Origin of the sequence: Agreia sp., assembly GCF_964263775.1 — a bacterium.
Lineage (GTDB): Bacteria > Actinomycetota > Actinomycetes > Actinomycetales > Microbacteriaceae > Agreia.
This window is the reverse complement of the sequence record NZ_CAXVWM010000048.1, coordinates 24,426-39,822: the sequence shown is the minus strand read 5'-3', so window position 1 is coordinate 39,822 and position 15,397 is coordinate 24,426. Positions and strand designations below refer to the sequence as shown.

Below are 15,397 nucleotides of genomic sequence, written 5' to 3'. Positions count from 1 at the left end.
TCAGGGAGTCTAGCGGGGGCTCTCGAACGAAACCGTAGCGCGTGAGTGAACGAATCACTCACCGCACCGGAAGGTGCGTTACTTTACGGAGCCACCGGCGGCAACGATCTTCTGTTCGGCTGAACCGGAGACCTTGTCGACTGCAACGTTCAGCTTAACCGTAATGTCGCCCTGTCCGAGAACTTTGACCTTCTCGTTGTTGCGTACGGCACCCTTGGCGACGAGGTCGCTGATCGTGACCTCACCCCCGGCGGGGTAGAGCTCGGCGAGCTTCTCCAGGTTCACGACCTGGTACTCGACGCGGAACGGGTTCTTGAACCCTCGGAGCTTCGGGGTGCGCATGTGCAGCGGCATCTGCCCACCTTCGAAGCCGACGCGAACCTGGTACCGGGCCTTCGTGCCCTTGGTTCCACGGCCGGCGGTCTTTCCCTTGGATCCCTCACCACGACCGACGCGTGTACGCGCCTTCTTGGCACCGGGAGCCGGACGAAGGTGATGAACCTTGAGGACCTGCTCGCGGGGAGCGGCCTGTTCGGTCTTCTCAGCCTTCGGAGCCGCCTTCGCCGCAGCCTTGGGGGCGGCGGCAGCGGCCTCGGCCTTGTCGGCCTTGGGGGCCGCGGCCTTCTTCGGAGCAGCAGCCTTCTCCGCTTTGGGGGCGGCATCGGCCTTGGCGGCCTTGGGTGCCTTCGCCGCAGTCTCTGCTTTGGCGGCAGCGGCCTTCTTCGGAGCAGCCTTCTCGGCCGTCTCCTTCTTAGCTTCTTCAGCCATTAGTCAATCTCCTCAACCTTCACCAGGTGAGCGACGGTGTTGACGTAGCCACGGTTCTGCGAATTGTCTTCGCGAATCGTGACGTCGCCGATGCGCTTGAGTCCCAGGCTGCGAAGGGTATCGCGCTGGTACTGCTTCTCACTGACTTTGGACTTGATCTGGGTTACCTTGAGGCGCGCGGCCATCATGCACCTGCCTTCGCAGTCGCCGCGGCCTCGCGAAGCGCTGCCTCGGTGCGGAGCAGACGGGCGGGGGCCACGTCTTCGTAGGAAAGACCACGACGTGCGGCGACGGCACGGGGCTCCTCGAGCATCTTCAGGGCCTCGACGGTCGCGTGCACGATGTTGATCGTGTTCGACGAACCGAGCGACTTCGAAAGGACGTCGTGGATGCCGGCGCACTCGAGCACGGCGCGGACGGGACCACCGGCGATAACACCGGTACCGGCGGCCGCGGGACGAAGAAGAACGACGCCTGCGGCGGCCTCTCCCTGAACCGGGTGCGGAATGGTGTTGCCGACGCGGGGAACGCGGAAGAAGTTCTTCTTGGCCTCTTCGACGCCCTTGGAGATGGCGGTGGGAACCTCGCGGGCCTTGCCGTAGCCGACGCCGACGAGTCCGTTGCCGTCTCCGACGACGACGAGCGCGGTGAAGCTGAAGCGACGACCACCCTTGACGACCTTGGACACGCGGTTGATCGTGACGACGCGCTCGAGGAACTGGCTCTTCTCGGCGTCGCGGCTTCCGCGGTCACCGCGATTCGGGTTGCGCTCACGGCCTCCGCGACGAGCCTCGCGGGGCTCGGTCTGGTTTGCCTCCGTGGATGCGGCGGTCTCTACCGGGGCTTCAACAGCCACAGCGTTCTCCTTCGTAGTGTTTTCGGTGCTCACAGGTTCAGCCCACCTTCACGAGCGCCCTCGGCGATAGCCGCAACGCGTCCTGCGTAGCGGTTTCCGCCGCGGTCGAAGACGACTGCGTCGATGCCGGCTGACTTCGCGCGCTCGGCGACGAGTTCGCCGACCTTGCGTGCCTTGGCGGTCTTGTCGCCATCGAACGATCGCAGATCGACCTCGAGGGTCGATGCCGAGGCCAGGGTGTGACCCAGGGCATCATCGACGACCTGCACGAAGACGTGGCGAGCCGATCGAGTCACGACGAGACGGGGGCGGAGGGCGGTGCCCTCGACCTTCTTGCGGAGACGGTCGTGCCGGCGCGAACGCGCGGCAGCCTTGCTCTTTCCTCTAGTTCCGAGACCCATGGTTACTTACCACTCTTTCCGGCCTTGCGGCGAACGACCTCGCCGGCGTAACGCACACCCTTGCCCTTGTAGGGCTCGGGCTTGCGCAACTTACGAATGTTTGCGGCAACCTCACCGACGGCCTGCTTGTCGATTCCGGTGACCGTGAGCTTGTTGACGCCCTCGACCGAGAAGCTGATGCCCGCGGGCGGCTCGACGGTGATCGGGTGCGAGTAGCCGAGTGCGAACTCGACGCCCGCGCCCTTGACAGCGACGCGGTAACCGGTTCCGACGACCTCGAGGCTCTTGGAGTAGCCCTCGGTGACACCGATGATCTGGTTGGCGATCAGGGTACGGGTCAGACCGTGCAGCGAACGCGAGGTGCGCTCGTCGTCGGGACGGCTGACCAGAACCTGGCCATCCTCGATCTTGACCTCGATGGGACTTGCAACGGTGAGCGCGAGCTCGCCCTTCGGTCCCTTGACGGCGACGGCCTGGCCGTCGATCTTCACTTCGACCCCCGCGGGGATCTCAATGGGAAGTCGTCCAATACGTGACATCGGTGATCACCACACGTAGGCGAGGACTTCCCCACCTACGCCCTTCTTGGATGCCTGGCGGTCGGTGAGCAGACCGGAGGAAGTTGAGAGGATCGCAACGCCGAGCCCACCGAGAACTGTAGGGATCTCCGTCGACTTCGCGTAGACCCGGAGGCCCGGCTTCGAGACGCGCTTGATGCCCGCGATGGAGCGTTCGCGGTTCGGTCCGAACTTGAGCGAGAGCGTCAGGGTCTTGCCGACCTCTGCGTCTGCAACGTCCCACGCCGAGATGTAGCCTTCTGCCTTGAGGATGTCTGCGATGTGGGACTTGAGCTTCGAGTGCGGCATGGACACGGTGTCGTGATATGCCGAGTTCGCGTTGCGCAGTCTGGTCAGCATGTCTGCGACCGGATCTGTCATTGTCATTGTGTTGTGCCTTTCGCCTGGTTTCGACACCCTTTACGAGGATGCCGACCTTTGGTGGTGAACTCCGCGAGAACCTGCGGAGCCTTTCATTGCATGCGTGACGCCCGGGTCGCGAAGAACGGCCCAGGCGAAACGGCAAACAACAAAGCTTATCCCACGCGGTCGAGGACCGCGCGGGACGAGACTATGCGGGAGTGTTCTCCGCGTTGCGGAACGGGAAGCCGAGCGCCTTCAGCAGGGCGCGACCCTCGTCATCGGTCTTGGCGGTCGTGACGACGGTGATGTCGAAACCACGAACGCGGTCGATCTTGTCTTGGTCGATCTCGTGGAACATCGACTGCTCGGTCAGACCGAACGTGTAGTTTCCACGACCGTCGAACTGCTTGTCGCTGAGCCCACGGAAGTCGCGGATGCGGGGAAGGGCGAGCGACAGCAGTCGGTCGAGGAATTCCCAGGCGCGATCACCACGGAGCGTGACGTGTGCACCGATGGGCTGGCCCTCGCGCAGCTTGAACTGGGCGATCGACTTGCGGGCGAGGGTGACCTGCGGCTTCTGGCCGGTGATCGCGGTGAGGTCCTTGACGGCCCCATCCATGATCTTGCCGTCGCGGGCTGCCTCGCCGACACCGGTGTTGACCACGATCTTCACGAGCCCGGGCACCTGGTGCACGTTCGTGAAGCCGAAATCCTCCTGGAGCTGCTTCGAGATCTCGGAGCGGTACTTCTGCTTGAGACGGGGCTGGGGCCGAGAAACGGACTCGGTGCCAGACACCACTGCAGTATCAGTCATTACAGGTCCTTTCCTGACTTCTTCGCGTAACGGATGCGAACGGTCTTGGTGACGCCGTCTTTCGTTACCTGTTCGGTGCGGAAGCCGACGCGGGTCGGCTTCTTCGACTCGGGATCGACGATCGCGACGTTCGACACGTGGATCGGCGCCTCGTGGGTCTCGATGCCGCCGGTCTTCGTGCCGCGCTGCGTCTGTCCGACGCGCACGTGCTTCGTGATGAAGTTCACGCCCTCGACGACGACGCGGTTCTTCTCGACGAGCACCTCGAGAACACGGCCCTGCTTGCCGCGATCGCCGCCGCGGGCCTGGGTCGCGCCCGTGATGACCTGTACGAGGTCACCCTTCTTGATGTTTGCCATGACTTAGATAACCTCCGGCGCCAGCGAGATGATCTTCATGAACTTCTTGTCGCGAAGCTCGCGGCCAACCGGGCCGAAGATGCGGGTACCGCGAGGGTCACCGTCGGTCTTCAAGATCACTGCGGCGTTCTCATCGAACTTGATGTACGAACCGTCGGGACGACGGGTCTGCTTCTTCACGCGAACGATGACGGCCTTGACCACATCGCCCTTCTTGACGTTTCCGCCGGGGATCGCGTCTTTGACGGTGGCGACGATGACGTCACCGAGACCGGCGTACCGGCGGCCTGAGCCACCGAGAACGCGGATCGTGAGGAGCTCCTTCGCGCCGGTGTTGTCGGCGACCTTGACTCTGGATTCCTGCTGCAGCATTTTCTACTCTTCCTTAGGCGAAGTAAGCGCGAGGCCTACTTGGCCTTCTCGAGGATCTCGACCAGGCGCCAGCGCTTGGATGCGCTGAGGGGACGGGTCTCGCTGATGAGAACGAGGTCGCCGATGCCGGCGGAGTTCGCCTCGTCGTGGACCTTGACCTTGGACGTGCGGCGGATGACCTTGCCGTACAGGGGGTGCTTCACGCGGTCTTCGACCTCGACGACGATGGTCTTCTCCATCTTGTCGCTCGTGACGTACCCACGACGGGACTTGCGGTAGCCGCGGGGGGCTGCCGTCGTCTCATCGGCCGGCGTTGCAGCCGAATCGTTAACCGTTGCCATTACTTGGCCTCCTCAGCCTCAGCGGCCGGGGCGTCCGCCGAAGCGGTCGCATCCTTCTTGGCCTTGCTTTTCTTCTCTGCCTTGGGAGCCACGGCGACCGGGGCGGGCGTGGCACGAATGCCCAGCTCGCGCTCACGGATGATCGTGTAGATGCGCGAGATATCGCGCTTCACGGCACGCAGGCGTCCGTGGCTCTCGAGCTGGCCGGTAGCCGACTGGAAGCGAAGGTTGAACAGTTCTTCCTTCGCCTTCCGCAGCTCTTCGACCAGGCGGGCGTCTTCGAATGTGTCGAGCTCGACGGGGGCGAGCTCCTTGGAACCGATCGCCATTATGCGTCGCCCTCCTCGCGCTTGATGATGCGTGCCTTGAGCGGCAGCTTGTGGATGGCCCGGGTGAGGGCTTCGCGTGCGATCGTGTCGCTGACGCCGCTGAGCTCGAAGAGCACGCGACCCGGCTTGACGTTCGCAATCCACCACTCGGGTGAACCCTTACCGGAACCCATGCGGGTTTCGGCGGGCTTCTTGGTGAGCGGGCGGTCGGGGTAGATGTTGATCCACACCTTTCCGCCTCGCTTGATGTGACGGGTCATCGCGATACGAGCGGACTCGATCTGGCGGTTCGTCACGTATGCAGGGGTAAGGGCCTGGATGCCGTACTCGCCGAAGCTCACCGTCGTTCCGCCGGTGGCGTGACCACTGCGTCCGGGGTGGTGCTGCTTACGGTGCTTGACTCTGCGTGGAATCAACATGGTTATGCCTCAACTCCTGCTGCAACGGGAGCCTCTGCCTTGGGGGCGGAGGCGCCAGTGCCTGAATTCGTGCCGGCAGCACCACGACGGGGACGGTCGCCATCGCGGCGGTCGTCACGACGGTCGGGACGCGTCGACTTCTGGTTGGCCTGCTCGCGAGCAAGCTCCTTGTTGGTGATGTCACCCTTGTAGATCCAGACCTTCACGCCGATGCGACCGAAGGTGGTCTTCGCCTCGTAGAAGCCGTAGTCGATGTTCGCACGAAGGGTGTGCAGCGGCACACGACCCTCGCGGTATAACTCCGAACGGCTCATCTCGGAGCCGCCGAGGCGGCCGGAGACCTGGATACGCACACCCTTGACCGAGCCGGTGCGCTGGGCGCCCTGCATTCCCTTGCGCATCGCACGACGGAAGGCGACGCGAGCGGTGAGCTGCTCCGCGATTCCCTGTGCCACGAGCTGGGCCTCGGCCTCGGGGTTCTTGACCTCGAGGATGTTGAGCTGGATCTGCTTGCCGGTGAGCTTCTCGAGGTCGGTGCGGATGCGCTCGGCCTCGGCTCCACGACGACCGATCACGATGCCCGGGCGGGCCGTGTGGATGTCGACGCGAACACGGTCACGGGTGCGCTCGATCTCGATGCGGGCGACGCCGGCACGATCGAGCGAGGTGCTGAGCAGCTTGCGGATCTTGACGTCTTCTGCAACGAAGTCCGCGTAGCGCTGCCCCGGCTTCGTCGAGTCGGAGAACCAACGCGACACGTGGTCGGTGGTGATACCGAGACGGAAGCCGTACGGGTTTACTTTCTGTCCCATTACTTCTTACCTGCCTTCTTCGTGGTCGTTGCCACTGCTGCCTCGTCGGGCGTGTTCAGCACGATCGTGATGTGGCTCGTGCGCTTCAGGATCTGAAACGCGCGGCCCTGTGCACGGGGCTGGAAACGCTTGAGGGTCGTTCCCTCGTCGACGAACGCGGCCGAGACGAACAGGTCTTGCTCGTCGAGGTAGCTGTTCGATGCGTCGGCCTTGACCCGGGCGTTCGCCATTGCGGACGCGACGAGCTTGAAGACCGGGTCGGACGCACCCTGGGGGGCGAACTTCAGGATCGCCAGCGCTTCGACTGCCTGCTTGCCGCGGATCATGTTGACGACGCGACGAGCCTTCATGGGGGTGACGCGGATGTGTCGCACACGTGCGATTGACTCCACCATTTCTCTCCTCCTTTCGCCACCGCGTTAGCGGCGACGGCCCTTCTTGTCGTCCTTCACGTGACCACGGAAGGTGCGGGTGGGAGCAAACTCTCCGAGCTTGTGCCCAACCATGGTTTCGGTGACGAACACCGGGATGTGCTTGCGACCGTCGTGCACGGCGATCGTGTGTCCGAGGAACGCCGGGATGATCATCGATCGGCGCGACCAGGTCTTGATGACGTTCTTGGAACCGGCTTCGTTCTGGGTGACAACCTTGCGATACAGGTGGTCGTCAACGAAGGGGCCCTTCTTGAGACTGCGTGGCATCTTCTACAACTCCTACTTACGCTTCTTGCCGACGGTTCGGCGACGAACGATGAGCTTGTCGCTTTCCTTGTTGATGTGCCGGGTGCGGCCTTCCTTATGGCCCCAGGGGCTCACAGGATGACGTCCACCGGAGGTCTTTCCTTCACCACCACCGTGCGGGTGGTCGACCGGGTTCATGGCGACACCACGCACGGTCGGGCGAACGCCCTTCCAACGCATGCGGCCGGCCTTTCCCCAGTTGATGTTCGACTGCTCGGCGTTGCCGACCTCGCCGATCGTGGCGCGGCAGCGGGCATCCACGTTGCGGATCTCGCCGCTCGGGAGACGAAGCTGCGCGTAGGGGCCGTCTTTGGCGACGAGTCGCACCGAGGCTCCGGCGGAGCGGGCCATCTTGGCACCGCCGCCCGGCTTCAGCTCGATCGCGTGGATGACGGTACCCGTGGGGATGTTCTTGAGCGGCAGGTTGTTGCCGGGCTTGATGTCGGCGGACGCGCCCGACTCGATGACGTCACCCTGCGACAGCTTGTTCGGAGCCAGGATGTAGCGCTTGGTTCCGTCGAGGTAGTGCAGCAGAGCGATGCGCGCGGTGCGGTTGGGGTCGTACTCGATGTGAGCGACCTTGGCGTTCACGCCATCTTTGTCATTGCGACGGAAGTCGATCACGCGGTACTGGCGCTTGTGACCACCACCGATGTGACGCGTCGTGATGCGGCCGGCGTTGTTTCGTCCACCGGTCTTCGAGAGCGGACGCAGAAGCGACTTCTCGGGAGTCGACCGGGTGATCTCCGCGAAGTCGGCGACGGACGAACCGCGACGACCCGGGGTGGTGGGCTTGTACTTGCGAATAGCCATTTCTATATCCCTCTGGCCCTAGCCGACAGCGGTGAAGATGTCGATGGTGCCGGATTTGAGCGTGACGATGGCGCGCTTGGTGTCTTTGCGCTTGCCGATGCCGAACTTGGTTCGACGGGTCTTGCCGACACGGTTGAGCGTGTTGATCGACGCGACCTCGACCGCGAAGATCTTCTCGATGGCGAGCTTGATCTCGGTCTTGTTCGAGCGGGGGTCGACGATGAACGTGTACTTGCCCTCGTCGATCAGGCCGTAGCTCTTCTCGGAGACGACCGGCGAAAGAATGATGTCGCGGGGGTCTTTGTTGAATGCGGCGTTGCTCATGCTTATGCCCCTTCGTTAGTCAGGTCAGTCGCCTGCTCGGTGCTCTTCGTCTTGGCTGCGACGAACGCGTCGAACGAAGCCCTGGTGAAGATGATGTCGTCGGAGACGAGCACGTCGTAGGCGTTCAGCTGGTCGGCCGGCAGCACGTGCACGGTCGGGATGTTTCGAACGCTCTTCTCGCTCAGCACATCGCCGCGCTCGAGCACGATCAGAACGTGCTTCGAGGTGGCGACCTGGCTCAGCAACTCGAGAACGCCCTTGGTCGACGGCGTGTCGCCCTGGGCGAGCGACTCGACGACGTGAACGCGTCCACCGCGTGCGCGGTCGGACAGCGAACCGAGGAGAGCGGCGGCGATCATCTTCTTGGGGGTGCGCTGGTCGTAGCTGCGCGGGGTCGGTCCGTGCACGATGCCACCACCGGTCATCTGGGGCGCGCGGATCGAGCCCTGGCGGGCGCGACCGGTTCCCTTCTGCTTGAACGGCTTGCGACCGGCGCCGGAGACTTCACCACGACGCTTGGTCTTGTGGGTTCCCTGGCGGGCGGCGGCGAGCTGGGCGACGACGACCTGGTGGATCAGCGGGACATTGGTCTGGACGTCGAACAGCTCGGCGGGAAGGTCGACCGAGCCGGCCTTCTTGCCTGTCGAGTCGACGACGTCGACCGAGGTAGTTGCGGTAGCCATGGACTAGGCCCCCTTCACTGCGGTACGGACGAAAACGAGACGGCCACGCGCTCCGGGAACGGCACCCTTGATGAGGATGACGTTCTTCTCGGCGTCGATGGAGTGCACGGCGAGGTTGAGCACGGTGACGCGCTCTCCACCCATGCGACCGGCCATGCGCATGCCCTTGAAGACGCGCGACGGGGTCGAGGATGCGCCGATGGAACCGGGCTTGCGGTGGTTGCGGTGAGCACCGTGCGAGGCGTTGTCGCCTCGGAAGTTGTGACGCTTCATGACACCGGCGAAACCCTTGCCCTTGGACGTGCCGACGACGTCGACCTTCTTGCCGGCTTCGAACACGGCGTCGACGGTGAGCTCCTGGCCCACGGTGTAGTCGGCCGCATCCGCGGTGCGGATCTCGGTGATGTGACGACGGGGCGTGACGCCGGCGGCGTCGAAGTGACCCGTGGCCGGCTTGTTCACCTTGCGCGGGTCGATCTGGCCGGCCGCGATCTGCACGGCGACGTAACCGTCACGCTCGACGGAACGAACCTGGGTGACCACGTTCGGCGTGATCTCGACGACGGTCACGGGGATGAGACGGTTGTTCTCGTCCCAGACCTGGGTCATGCCGAGCTTCTTGCCGAGCAGACCCTTGCTGGTCTTGGTCGGGAGAGACTGTGTAGGGATAGACATAGTGTTCAGCCCCCCGCTTAGAGCTTGATCTCGATGTTGACGTCAGCCGGCAGGTCGAGACGCATCAGCGAGTCGACGGCCTTGGGCGTGGGATCGATGATGTCGATCAGACGCTTGTGCGTGCGCATTTCGAAGTGCTCGCGGCTGTCTTTGTACTTGTGGGGCGAACGGATCACTGCGATCACGTTCTTCTCGGTCGGCAGCGGTACCGGACCGACGACGGTCGCACCCGCGCGGGTCACCGTGTCGACGATCTTGCGCGCCGAGGAGTCGATGACCTCGTGGTCGTACGACTTAAGTCGAATGCGGATCTTCTGTCCCGCCATGTGTGACTCACTCTCTTGTCTTGCGTCGTACCGCCTGGAGGCAGCATTGGACGCGCTTGCTTGCGCGGGCCTTGCGACCCGAGCTCGATACGCCCGCAGTCGGTCGCACCACTGTTCTTCTGTCAATGTCCTCGCGGACCCAACCCGTCTGCCCCGCACACAGGGCGAACCTGTAGCGCGTAAGACTGGGATTGAAGTGTGTTCTGCTACCCGCGGCCCAGCTCTCGACCTCGGATCGTGACGACCCAGTGGGCTAGCTGTGCACTGCCTGGCAGTGATTTCGCGCACGCAGGGCGGCACGAAAATGTTGAACTAGACGAGTTTGCCACACACAACGAGCATCGTGCAACCCGGGCGTGTCGCGTTGGGCGTGTCGCGCCGCCGGCCAAGCTTCGTCGGGGGGCCGGCTACTCGAAGAGCAATGCTCGCAGCTCCGATTCGGCCGAGGTGAGGCGGGCCGCGTCGATGGTCGTCCCCTCCATGTAGTGGTCGACGATGCGAGGATCGACGTAACTCTTCTTCGCTATCGAGGGCGTGTTTCCGAGCACCTCGGCGGCATCGCGCATGGCCTGTGCGAGCGCACGCGATCGAGCTGTGCTGCGCTGTTCAGGGCCGTGCTTCGCCAGGCTCACGGCGGCGGCAACAGTGCCGTGCAGCGTGCGAAAGTCCTTCGCCGTGAACTGGCCGCCTGTCTTCTCGCGCACGTAGGCGTTGATCTCGTCGGCGGCGACCGGATGCCAGTGGCCGGCACCGGCACGCCAGGCCAGCAACCTCGCGCGCGGCCCGCGATGCTTCAGCGCCCTGATGACCGCGGCGAGGTCGGCGTCCCTGATGTCGCTCTCCCACGCCTGCCCGCTCTTGGCGGGAAAGGCCAGGTGCACGATGTCGCCGCTGACCCGCGCGTGGGCCCCGAGCAGCGTCGACAGCCCGTGGCTGCCGTTCGACTCGGCGTATCGTTCGCTGCCGACTCGCAACGACCCGGTGTCGAGCATCCGGAATGCGGCGGCCAACGCGCGTTCCCTCGTGGGCTTCTCGCTTCGGAGGTCGATCGTGACCGCCCGCCGTGCGGTCGGCAGGGACTCGGCGAGGGCGAGCGCTCTGTCGAACTTGATTCGATCCTTCTGCTCTCGCCATGTCGGGTGATAGATGTACTGGCGCCGCCCGGCCGCGTCGATGCCGGTGGCCTGGATGTGGCCATTGGCGTAGGGCGCGATCCAGACATCGGCCCACGCGGGCGGAATAGCGAGACCCTCGATGCGGCGACGCAACTCCGTGTCGGCGACGACGGAGCCGTCTGCATTCCGATACGAGAATCCTCGCCCGGCTCGGACGCGATGCAGTCCGGCACCTGCGGAGTTGCTTCGCCTCAGCCTGACCATGCGTCCATTGTGAAGCCGAGTCGCGTGCTCCGCGTCATCGGCGTGATGGGCTTGACAGCGCCCGCACACGCGAGAAGCGCCTCATTCGATATCGAATGAGGCGCCCGTGCGTGCTGAGCACGTATTACTCAGTGCCGACGGCCTTGTCTGCAGCGGCTCGTGCACCCTCGACCTGTTCTTCGAACTTGTCGCCGGTGACCTTGTTGACGGCGCCCGCCACACCGTCGAGCAGCTTGTCGCTGATGTCCTCGGCCTGCTCGCTCTTCAGCGCATCCTTAACCGTGGAGTCGCCCAGGAAGTCCTGCGCCTTTTTGGTGATGTCCTCGAGTCCCATGATTCTCCTGTGATCGGGCCCCCTTGCGCGGGGCGTCGCGACCATTGTGCTCTGGAATAGCCCATCCGTCTACTCTGAGTCGCACCCGTTACGTCGATCGAACGGGGGGTTAACGCCAGCAGGACCCCACCCGAGGGTGAGGTCCTGCTGAATGGTGAGAAGTGAAGAACGACTACTTGGTGATCTTCGTGACGGTGCCGGCGCCGACGGTGCGGCCACCCTCACGGATCGCGAAGCCGAGGCCCTCTTCCATGGCGATGGGCTGGATCAGCTCGACGCTGATGTCAGTCGTGTCGCCGGGCATGACCATCTCGGTGCCCTCGGGGAGGGTGATGACGCCGGTCACGTCGGTGGTGCGGAAGTAGAACTGCGGGCGGTAGTTCGTGTAGAACGGGTTGTGACGACCACCCTCGTCCTTCGACAGGATGTAGGCGGTTCCATCGAAACCGGTGTGCGGCGTGACCGAACCCGGCTTGACGATGACCTGGCCGCGCTCGACGTCTTCGCGCTTGGTGCCGCGAAGAAGCAGACCACAGTTCTCGCCGGCCCATGCCTCGTCGAGCTGCTTGTGGAACATCTCGATACCCGTGACCGTGGTCTTGACCGTCGGGCGGATGCCGACGATCTCGACCTCGGAGTTGATGGCGAGGGTTCCGCGCTCGGCGCGACCCGTGACGACGGTTCCACGACCGGTGATCGTGAAGACGTCTTCTACGGGCATGAGGAAGGGCTTGTCCTTGTCGCGGACCGGCTCGGGGATGGAGTCGTCGACGGCCTGCATGAGCTCGAGGATCGAGTCGACCCACTTCTCGTCGCCCTCGAGAGCCTTGAGGCCCGAGACGCGAACGACCGGAGCGTTGTCGCCGTCGAAATCCTGGCTGGAGAGCAGCTCGCGAACCTCGAGCTCGACGAGCTCGAGGATCTCTTCGTCGTCGACCATGTCGGACTTGTTGAGCGCGACCAGCAGGTAGGGAACGCCGACCTGCTTGGCGAGCAGAACGTGCTCGCGGGTCTGGGCCATCGGGCCGTCGGTGGCGGCGACCACGAGGATCGCGCCATCCATCTGCGCGGCACCGGTGATCATGTTCTTGATGTAGTCGGCGTGACCCGGGGCGTCGACGTGGGCGTAGTGACGCTTCTCGGTCTCGTACTCGACGTGCGAGATGTTGATCGTGATGCCGCGCTGGCGCTCTTCGGGAGCGGAGTCGATCGACGCGAAGTCGCGCTGAACGTTGGTCTTGGACGGGAACTTGTCGGCAAGGACCTTGGAGATCGCTGCAGTCAGCGTGGTCTTTCCGTGGTCGACGTGACCGATCGTTCCGATGTTTACGTGCGGCTTGGTCCGCTCGAACTTGGCCTTGGCCACTGGGTCCTCCTCAGGACTCTCTTGCTCCGCATCCGGACAGAAATCTACCGGGTGAAGAGCGGGGGTGTTTGTGTATTGATGTTACGCGCTCCGGTGCTCGCAACAATATTGAGCACCGGAACACGATACAGGACTATTCGCCCTTGTTTTTGTTGATGATCTCTTCGGCGACAGCCTTCGGGACCTCGGCGTAGCTGTCGAAGGTCATCGAGTACACCGCACGGCCCGAGGTCTTAGACCTCAGGTCACCGATGTAGCCGAACATCTCCGAAAGCGGAACATGGGCACGGATGACCTTGATGCCGGTCGCGTCCTCCATGGACTGGATCTGGCCACGACGCGAGTTGAGGTCGCCGATGACGTCGCCCATGTATTCCTCAGGGGTGCGCACCTCGACTGCCATCAACGGCTCGAGGATGACGGGATCCGCCTTGCGGGCCGCCTCCTTGAATGCCATCGAACCAGCGATCTTGAACGCCATCTCAGACGAGTCGACGTCGTGGAACTGGCCATCGAGCAGGGCCGCCCTGACACCCACCATGGGGTAACCGGCGAGAACGCCGACCTGCAGGGCATCCTGGATTCCCGCGTCGACCGAGGGGATGTACTCGCGCGGAACGCGACCACCGGTGACCTTGTTCTCGAACTCGTAGCTCTTCTCCGCGGTCACCTCCATGGGCTCGATCGAAATCTGCACCTTGGCGAACTGACCCGAACCACCGGTCTGCTTCTTGTGCGTGTAGTCGTGCTTCGGAACGACGCGACGGATCGTCTCGCGGTACGCGACCTGGGGCTTGCCCACGTTGGCCTCGACGTTGAACTCGCGCTTCATACGATCGACGAGGATGTCGAGGTGGAGCTCGCCCATTCCCTTGATGACCGTCTGGCCCGTGTCCTGGTTCTGCTCGGTTCGGAATGTCGGGTCTTCTTCAGCGAGCTTCTGGATGGCGACACCCAGCTTCTCCTGGTCGGCCTTCGTCTTCGGCTCGATCGCGACCTCGATGACCGGCTCCGGGAACGTCATCGACTCGAGAACAATCTGGTTGTTCGAGTCGCTGAGCGTGTCTCCCGTAGTCGTGCCCTTCAGGCCGATGACCGCGTAGATGTGGCCGGCGGTCACACTCTCGACGGGGATCTCCTTGTTGGCGTGCATCTGGAAGATCTTGCCGATGCGCTCTTTCTTGCTCTTGGTCGAGTTCGTGACCTGTCCACCGGAGTCGAGACGACCCGAGTAGACGCGGATGAACGTCAGACGACCGAAGAACGGGTGCACAGCGACCTTGAACGCGAGGGCGGCGAACGGCTCGGACGAGTCGGGGTGACGCTCCACAGCGACCTCCTCGTCGCGCGGGTCCGTTCCCACCGTCGCGGGCACGTCGAGCGGGCTCGGCAGGTAGTCGACGACCGCATCGAGCATCGGCTGTACGCCGCGGTTCTTGAACGCGGAACCACAGAGCACGGGGTAGATCTCGCTGGCGACCGTCAGCTTGCGAATGCCCGCCTTGATCTCGGCGACCGTCAGTTCGTCACCCGCGAAGAACTTCTCGAGCAGCGCGTCGTCGGTCTCGGCTACGGTCTCGAGGAGCAGCTGGCGATACTCGTCGGCCTTGTCCTTCAGGTCGGCCGGAATCTCCTGCACCTCGTACTTGGCTCCCATGGTGACGTCACCCTTGGAGTCGGAAGGCCACACGAGCGCGCGCATCTCGACGAGGTCGACGACACCGATGAAGCCCGCCTCGGCGCCGATGGGCAGCTGGATGACCAGGGGCTTCGCGCCGAGCTTGTTGATGATGGTGTCGACTGTGAAGTAGAAGTCGGCTCCGAGCTTGTCCATCTTGTTGATGAAGCAGATGCGGGGAACCTCGTACTTGTCGGCCTGGCGCCAGACCGTCTCGGACTGGGGCTCGACACCCTCTTTGCCGTCGAACACGGCGACAGCTCCATCGAGTACGCGCAGCGAACGCTCCACCTCGACGGTGAAGTCGACGTGACCCGGGGTGTCGATGATATTGATCTGGTTCTTGTCCCAGAAGCAGGTGACGGCGGCGGAGGTGATCGTGATGCCACGCTCCTGCTCCTGCTCCATCCAGTCGGTCGTCGACGCGCCGTCGTGTGTTTCACCGATCTTGTGATTGACACCCGTGTAGAACAGGATGCGCTCGGTGGTGGTGGTCTTTCCCGCATCGATGTGAGCCATGATGCCGATGTTGCGGACCTTGTTCAGGTCGGTGAGCACGTCCTGTGCCACAGATTGCCTCCGGTTGTTTACTAAGGGGTGTTCTCGAACAAATGCATTAACAGGATCGGGCGAGGGAGCTCTTGACCTCGATCGCAGGCTCCCTCGGGACTGGCGTCACGCAATCGCT

General features: G+C 63.6%; 24 protein-coding genes. All 24 read right to left on the bottom strand.

What is annotated here, in order from left to right:
• Positions 1–78: 78 nt before the first annotated feature.
• The 24 genes from rplO to fusA all read right to left on the bottom strand — a co-directional run bounded on the left by rplO (position 79) and on the right by fusA (position 15,279).
• The gene (gene rplO / locus ACE5CZ_RS04520; protein WP_374946152.1) at positions 79–768 is read right to left on the bottom strand and encodes a 50S ribosomal protein L15; all 690 of its coding nucleotides are present in this window, start codon (positions 766–768) and stop codon (positions 79–81) included.
• Complete coding sequence (gene rpmD, locus ACE5CZ_RS04515) at positions 768–953, bottom strand: 50S ribosomal protein L30 (protein WP_044440029.1); 186 nt, start codon at positions 951–953, stop codon at positions 768–770. The genes rplO and rpmD overlap by 1 nt, the downstream gene beginning before the upstream one ends.
• Positions 953–1,624 (bottom strand): 30S ribosomal protein S5, encoded by a 672-nt coding sequence (rpsE, locus tag ACE5CZ_RS04510; RefSeq protein WP_044440027.1) that lies wholly within the window; start codon positions 1,622–1,624, stop codon positions 953–955. Before rpsE ends, rpmD begins: the two co-directional genes overlap by 1 nt.
• 29 nt (positions 1,625–1,653) lie before the next feature.
• Positions 1,654–2,025 carry a 50S ribosomal protein L18 gene (gene rplR / locus ACE5CZ_RS04505; protein ID WP_374946151.1) on the bottom strand — a complete coding sequence of 124 codons (372 nt, stop codon included), beginning with the start codon at positions 2,023–2,025 and terminating at the stop codon, positions 1,654–1,656.
• A gap of 2 nt (positions 2,026–2,027) precedes the next feature.
• Positions 2,028–2,564, bottom strand: coding sequence for a 50S ribosomal protein L6 (rplF, locus tag ACE5CZ_RS04500; RefSeq protein WP_374946150.1), 537 nt, complete (start codon positions 2,562–2,564; stop codon positions 2,028–2,030).
• 6 nt (positions 2,565–2,570) lie between these two features.
• Positions 2,571–2,969, bottom strand: coding sequence for a 30S ribosomal protein S8 (gene rpsH / locus ACE5CZ_RS04495; protein WP_374946149.1), 399 nt, complete (start codon positions 2,967–2,969; stop codon positions 2,571–2,573).
• A 184-nt stretch (positions 2,970–3,153) separates the two neighbouring features.
• Complete coding sequence (gene rplE / locus ACE5CZ_RS04490) at positions 3,154–3,759, bottom strand: 50S ribosomal protein L5 (RefSeq protein WP_374946148.1); 606 nt, start codon at positions 3,757–3,759, stop codon at positions 3,154–3,156.
• Complete coding sequence (gene rplX / locus ACE5CZ_RS04485) at positions 3,759–4,118, bottom strand: 50S ribosomal protein L24 (protein ID WP_374946147.1); 360 nt, start codon at positions 4,116–4,118, stop codon at positions 3,759–3,761. Before rplX ends, rplE begins: the two co-directional genes overlap by 1 nt.
• 3 nt (positions 4,119–4,121) lie before the next feature.
• Positions 4,122–4,490, bottom strand: a complete 369-nt coding sequence (gene rplN, locus ACE5CZ_RS04480; protein WP_044440021.1) for a 50S ribosomal protein L14 — start codon at positions 4,488–4,490, stop codon at positions 4,122–4,124.
• 35 nt (positions 4,491–4,525) lie between these two features.
• Positions 4,526–4,831 carry a 30S ribosomal protein S17 gene (gene rpsQ / locus ACE5CZ_RS04475; RefSeq protein WP_374946146.1) on the bottom strand — a complete coding sequence of 102 codons (306 nt, stop codon included), beginning with the start codon at positions 4,829–4,831 and terminating at the stop codon, positions 4,526–4,528.
• Positions 4,831–5,160 (bottom strand): 50S ribosomal protein L29, encoded by a 330-nt coding sequence (gene rpmC, locus ACE5CZ_RS04470; RefSeq protein ID WP_044440019.1) that lies wholly within the window; start codon positions 5,158–5,160, stop codon positions 4,831–4,833. Before rpmC ends, rpsQ begins: the two co-directional genes overlap by 1 nt.
• Complete coding sequence (rplP, locus tag ACE5CZ_RS04465) at positions 5,160–5,579, bottom strand: 50S ribosomal protein L16 (RefSeq protein ID WP_044440018.1); 420 nt, start codon at positions 5,577–5,579, stop codon at positions 5,160–5,162. Before rplP ends, rpmC begins: the two co-directional genes overlap by 1 nt.
• A gap of 2 nt (positions 5,580–5,581) precedes the next feature.
• The gene (gene rpsC, locus ACE5CZ_RS04460; RefSeq protein ID WP_374946145.1) at positions 5,582–6,391 is read right to left on the bottom strand and encodes a 30S ribosomal protein S3; all 810 of its coding nucleotides are present in this window, start codon (positions 6,389–6,391) and stop codon (positions 5,582–5,584) included.
• Positions 6,391–6,786: a 50S ribosomal protein L22 gene (gene rplV, locus ACE5CZ_RS04455; RefSeq protein ID WP_374946144.1), complete on the bottom strand. Its 396-nt coding sequence runs from the start codon at positions 6,784–6,786 to the stop codon at positions 6,391–6,393. The genes rpsC and rplV overlap by 1 nt, the downstream gene beginning before the upstream one ends.
• Before the next feature lie 24 nt (positions 6,787–6,810).
• On the bottom strand, positions 6,811–7,092 hold the full coding sequence (rpsS, locus tag ACE5CZ_RS04450; RefSeq protein WP_044440015.1) for a 30S ribosomal protein S19: 282 nt from the start codon (positions 7,090–7,092) through the stop codon (positions 6,811–6,813).
• A gap of 12 nt (positions 7,093–7,104) precedes the next feature.
• Positions 7,105–7,944, bottom strand: coding sequence for a 50S ribosomal protein L2 (rplB, locus tag ACE5CZ_RS04445; RefSeq protein ID WP_374946143.1), 840 nt, complete (start codon positions 7,942–7,944; stop codon positions 7,105–7,107).
• A gap of 18 nt (positions 7,945–7,962) precedes the next feature.
• The gene (rplW, locus tag ACE5CZ_RS04440) at positions 7,963–8,268 is read right to left on the bottom strand and encodes a 50S ribosomal protein L23 (RefSeq protein WP_374946142.1); all 306 of its coding nucleotides are present in this window, start codon (positions 8,266–8,268) and stop codon (positions 7,963–7,965) included.
• 2 nt (positions 8,269–8,270) lie between these two features.
• Positions 8,271–8,951: a 50S ribosomal protein L4 gene (rplD, locus tag ACE5CZ_RS04435; RefSeq protein WP_374946141.1), complete on the bottom strand. Its 681-nt coding sequence runs from the start codon at positions 8,949–8,951 to the stop codon at positions 8,271–8,273.
• A gap of 3 nt (positions 8,952–8,954) precedes the next feature.
• Positions 8,955–9,626, bottom strand: coding sequence for a 50S ribosomal protein L3 (gene rplC / locus ACE5CZ_RS04430; protein ID WP_374946140.1), 672 nt, complete (start codon positions 9,624–9,626; stop codon positions 8,955–8,957).
• 17 nt (positions 9,627–9,643) lie between these two features.
• Positions 9,644–9,952 (bottom strand): 30S ribosomal protein S10, encoded by a 309-nt coding sequence (rpsJ, locus tag ACE5CZ_RS04425; RefSeq protein ID WP_018171443.1) that lies wholly within the window; start codon positions 9,950–9,952, stop codon positions 9,644–9,646.
• Positions 9,953–10,359: 407 nt separating this feature from the next.
• Positions 10,360–11,331, bottom strand: coding sequence for a DNA topoisomerase IB (locus ACE5CZ_RS04420; RefSeq protein ID WP_374946139.1), 972 nt, complete (start codon positions 11,329–11,331; stop codon positions 10,360–10,362).
• Positions 11,332–11,455: 124 nt separating this feature from the next.
• Positions 11,456–11,665, bottom strand: coding sequence for an Rv0909 family putative TA system antitoxin (locus ACE5CZ_RS04415; protein ID WP_374946138.1), 210 nt, complete (start codon positions 11,663–11,665; stop codon positions 11,456–11,458).
• A gap of 172 nt (positions 11,666–11,837) precedes the next feature.
• A complete protein-coding gene (gene tuf, locus ACE5CZ_RS04410) occupies positions 11,838–13,031 on the bottom strand; it encodes an elongation factor Tu (protein ID WP_055927050.1) in 1,194 nt (397 codons plus the stop codon).
• Between the two features lie 133 nt (positions 13,032–13,164).
• The gene (gene fusA, locus ACE5CZ_RS04405) at positions 13,165–15,279 is read right to left on the bottom strand and encodes an elongation factor G (protein WP_374946137.1); all 2,115 of its coding nucleotides are present in this window, start codon (positions 15,277–15,279) and stop codon (positions 13,165–13,167) included.
• Positions 15,280–15,397 lie beyond the last annotated feature (118 nt).

Bases quoted from the DNA above. Each gene is read 5' to 3' on its own strand.
- rplO (WP_374946152.1), bottom strand. From the start codon at position 768: ATGGCTGAAGAAGCTAAGAAGGAGACGGCCGAGAAGGCTGCTCCGAAG.
- rpmD (WP_044440029.1), bottom strand. From the start codon at position 953: ATGGCCGCGCGCCTCAAGGTAACCCAGATCAAGTCCAAAGTCAGTGAG.
- rplR (WP_374946151.1), bottom strand. From the start codon at position 2,025: ATGGGTCTCGGAACTAGAGGAAAGAGCAAGGCTGCCGCGCGTTCGCGC.
- rplF (WP_374946150.1), bottom strand. From the start codon at position 2,564: ATGTCACGTATTGGACGACTTCCCATTGAGATCCCCGCGGGGGTCGAA.
- rpsH (WP_374946149.1), bottom strand. From the start codon at position 2,969: ATGACAATGACAGATCCGGTCGCAGACATGCTGACCAGACTGCGCAAC.
- rplE (WP_374946148.1), bottom strand. From the start codon at position 3,759: ATGACTGATACTGCAGTGGTGTCTGGCACCGAGTCCGTTTCTCGGCCC.
- rplX (WP_374946147.1), bottom strand. From the start codon at position 4,118: ATGGCAAACATCAAGAAGGGTGACCTCGTACAGGTCATCACGGGCGCG.
- rplN (WP_044440021.1), bottom strand. From the start codon at position 4,490: ATGCTGCAGCAGGAATCCAGAGTCAAGGTCGCCGACAACACCGGCGCG.
- rpsQ (WP_374946146.1), bottom strand. From the start codon at position 4,831: ATGGCAACGGTTAACGATTCGGCTGCAACGCCGGCCGATGAGACGACG.
- rpmC (WP_044440019.1), bottom strand. From the start codon at position 5,160: ATGGCGATCGGTTCCAAGGAGCTCGCCCCCGTCGAGCTCGACACATTC.
- rplP (WP_044440018.1), bottom strand. From the start codon at position 5,579: ATGTTGATTCCACGCAGAGTCAAGCACCGTAAGCAGCACCACCCCGGA.
- rpsC (WP_374946145.1), bottom strand. From the start codon at position 6,391: ATGGGACAGAAAGTAAACCCGTACGGCTTCCGTCTCGGTATCACCACC.
- rplV (WP_374946144.1), bottom strand. From the start codon at position 6,786: ATGGTGGAGTCAATCGCACGTGTGCGACACATCCGCGTCACCCCCATG.
- rpsS (WP_044440015.1), bottom strand. From the start codon at position 7,092: ATGCCACGCAGTCTCAAGAAGGGCCCCTTCGTTGACGACCACCTGTAT.
- rplB (WP_374946143.1), bottom strand. From the start codon at position 7,944: ATGGCTATTCGCAAGTACAAGCCCACCACCCCGGGTCGTCGCGGTTCG.
- rplW (WP_374946142.1), bottom strand. From the start codon at position 8,268: ATGAGCAACGCCGCATTCAACAAAGACCCCCGCGACATCATTCTTTCG.
- rplD (WP_374946141.1), bottom strand. From the start codon at position 8,951: ATGGCTACCGCAACTACCTCGGTCGACGTCGTCGACTCGACAGGCAAG.
- rplC (WP_374946140.1), bottom strand. From the start codon at position 9,626: ATGTCTATCCCTACACAGTCTCTCCCGACCAAGACCAGCAAGGGTCTG.
- rpsJ (WP_018171443.1), bottom strand. From the start codon at position 9,952: ATGGCGGGACAGAAGATCCGCATTCGACTTAAGTCGTACGACCACGAG.
- ACE5CZ_RS04420 (WP_374946139.1), bottom strand. From the start codon at position 11,331: ATGGTCAGGCTGAGGCGAAGCAACTCCGCAGGTGCCGGACTGCATCGC.
- ACE5CZ_RS04415 (WP_374946138.1), bottom strand. From the start codon at position 11,665: ATGGGACTCGAGGACATCACCAAAAAGGCGCAGGACTTCCTGGGCGAC.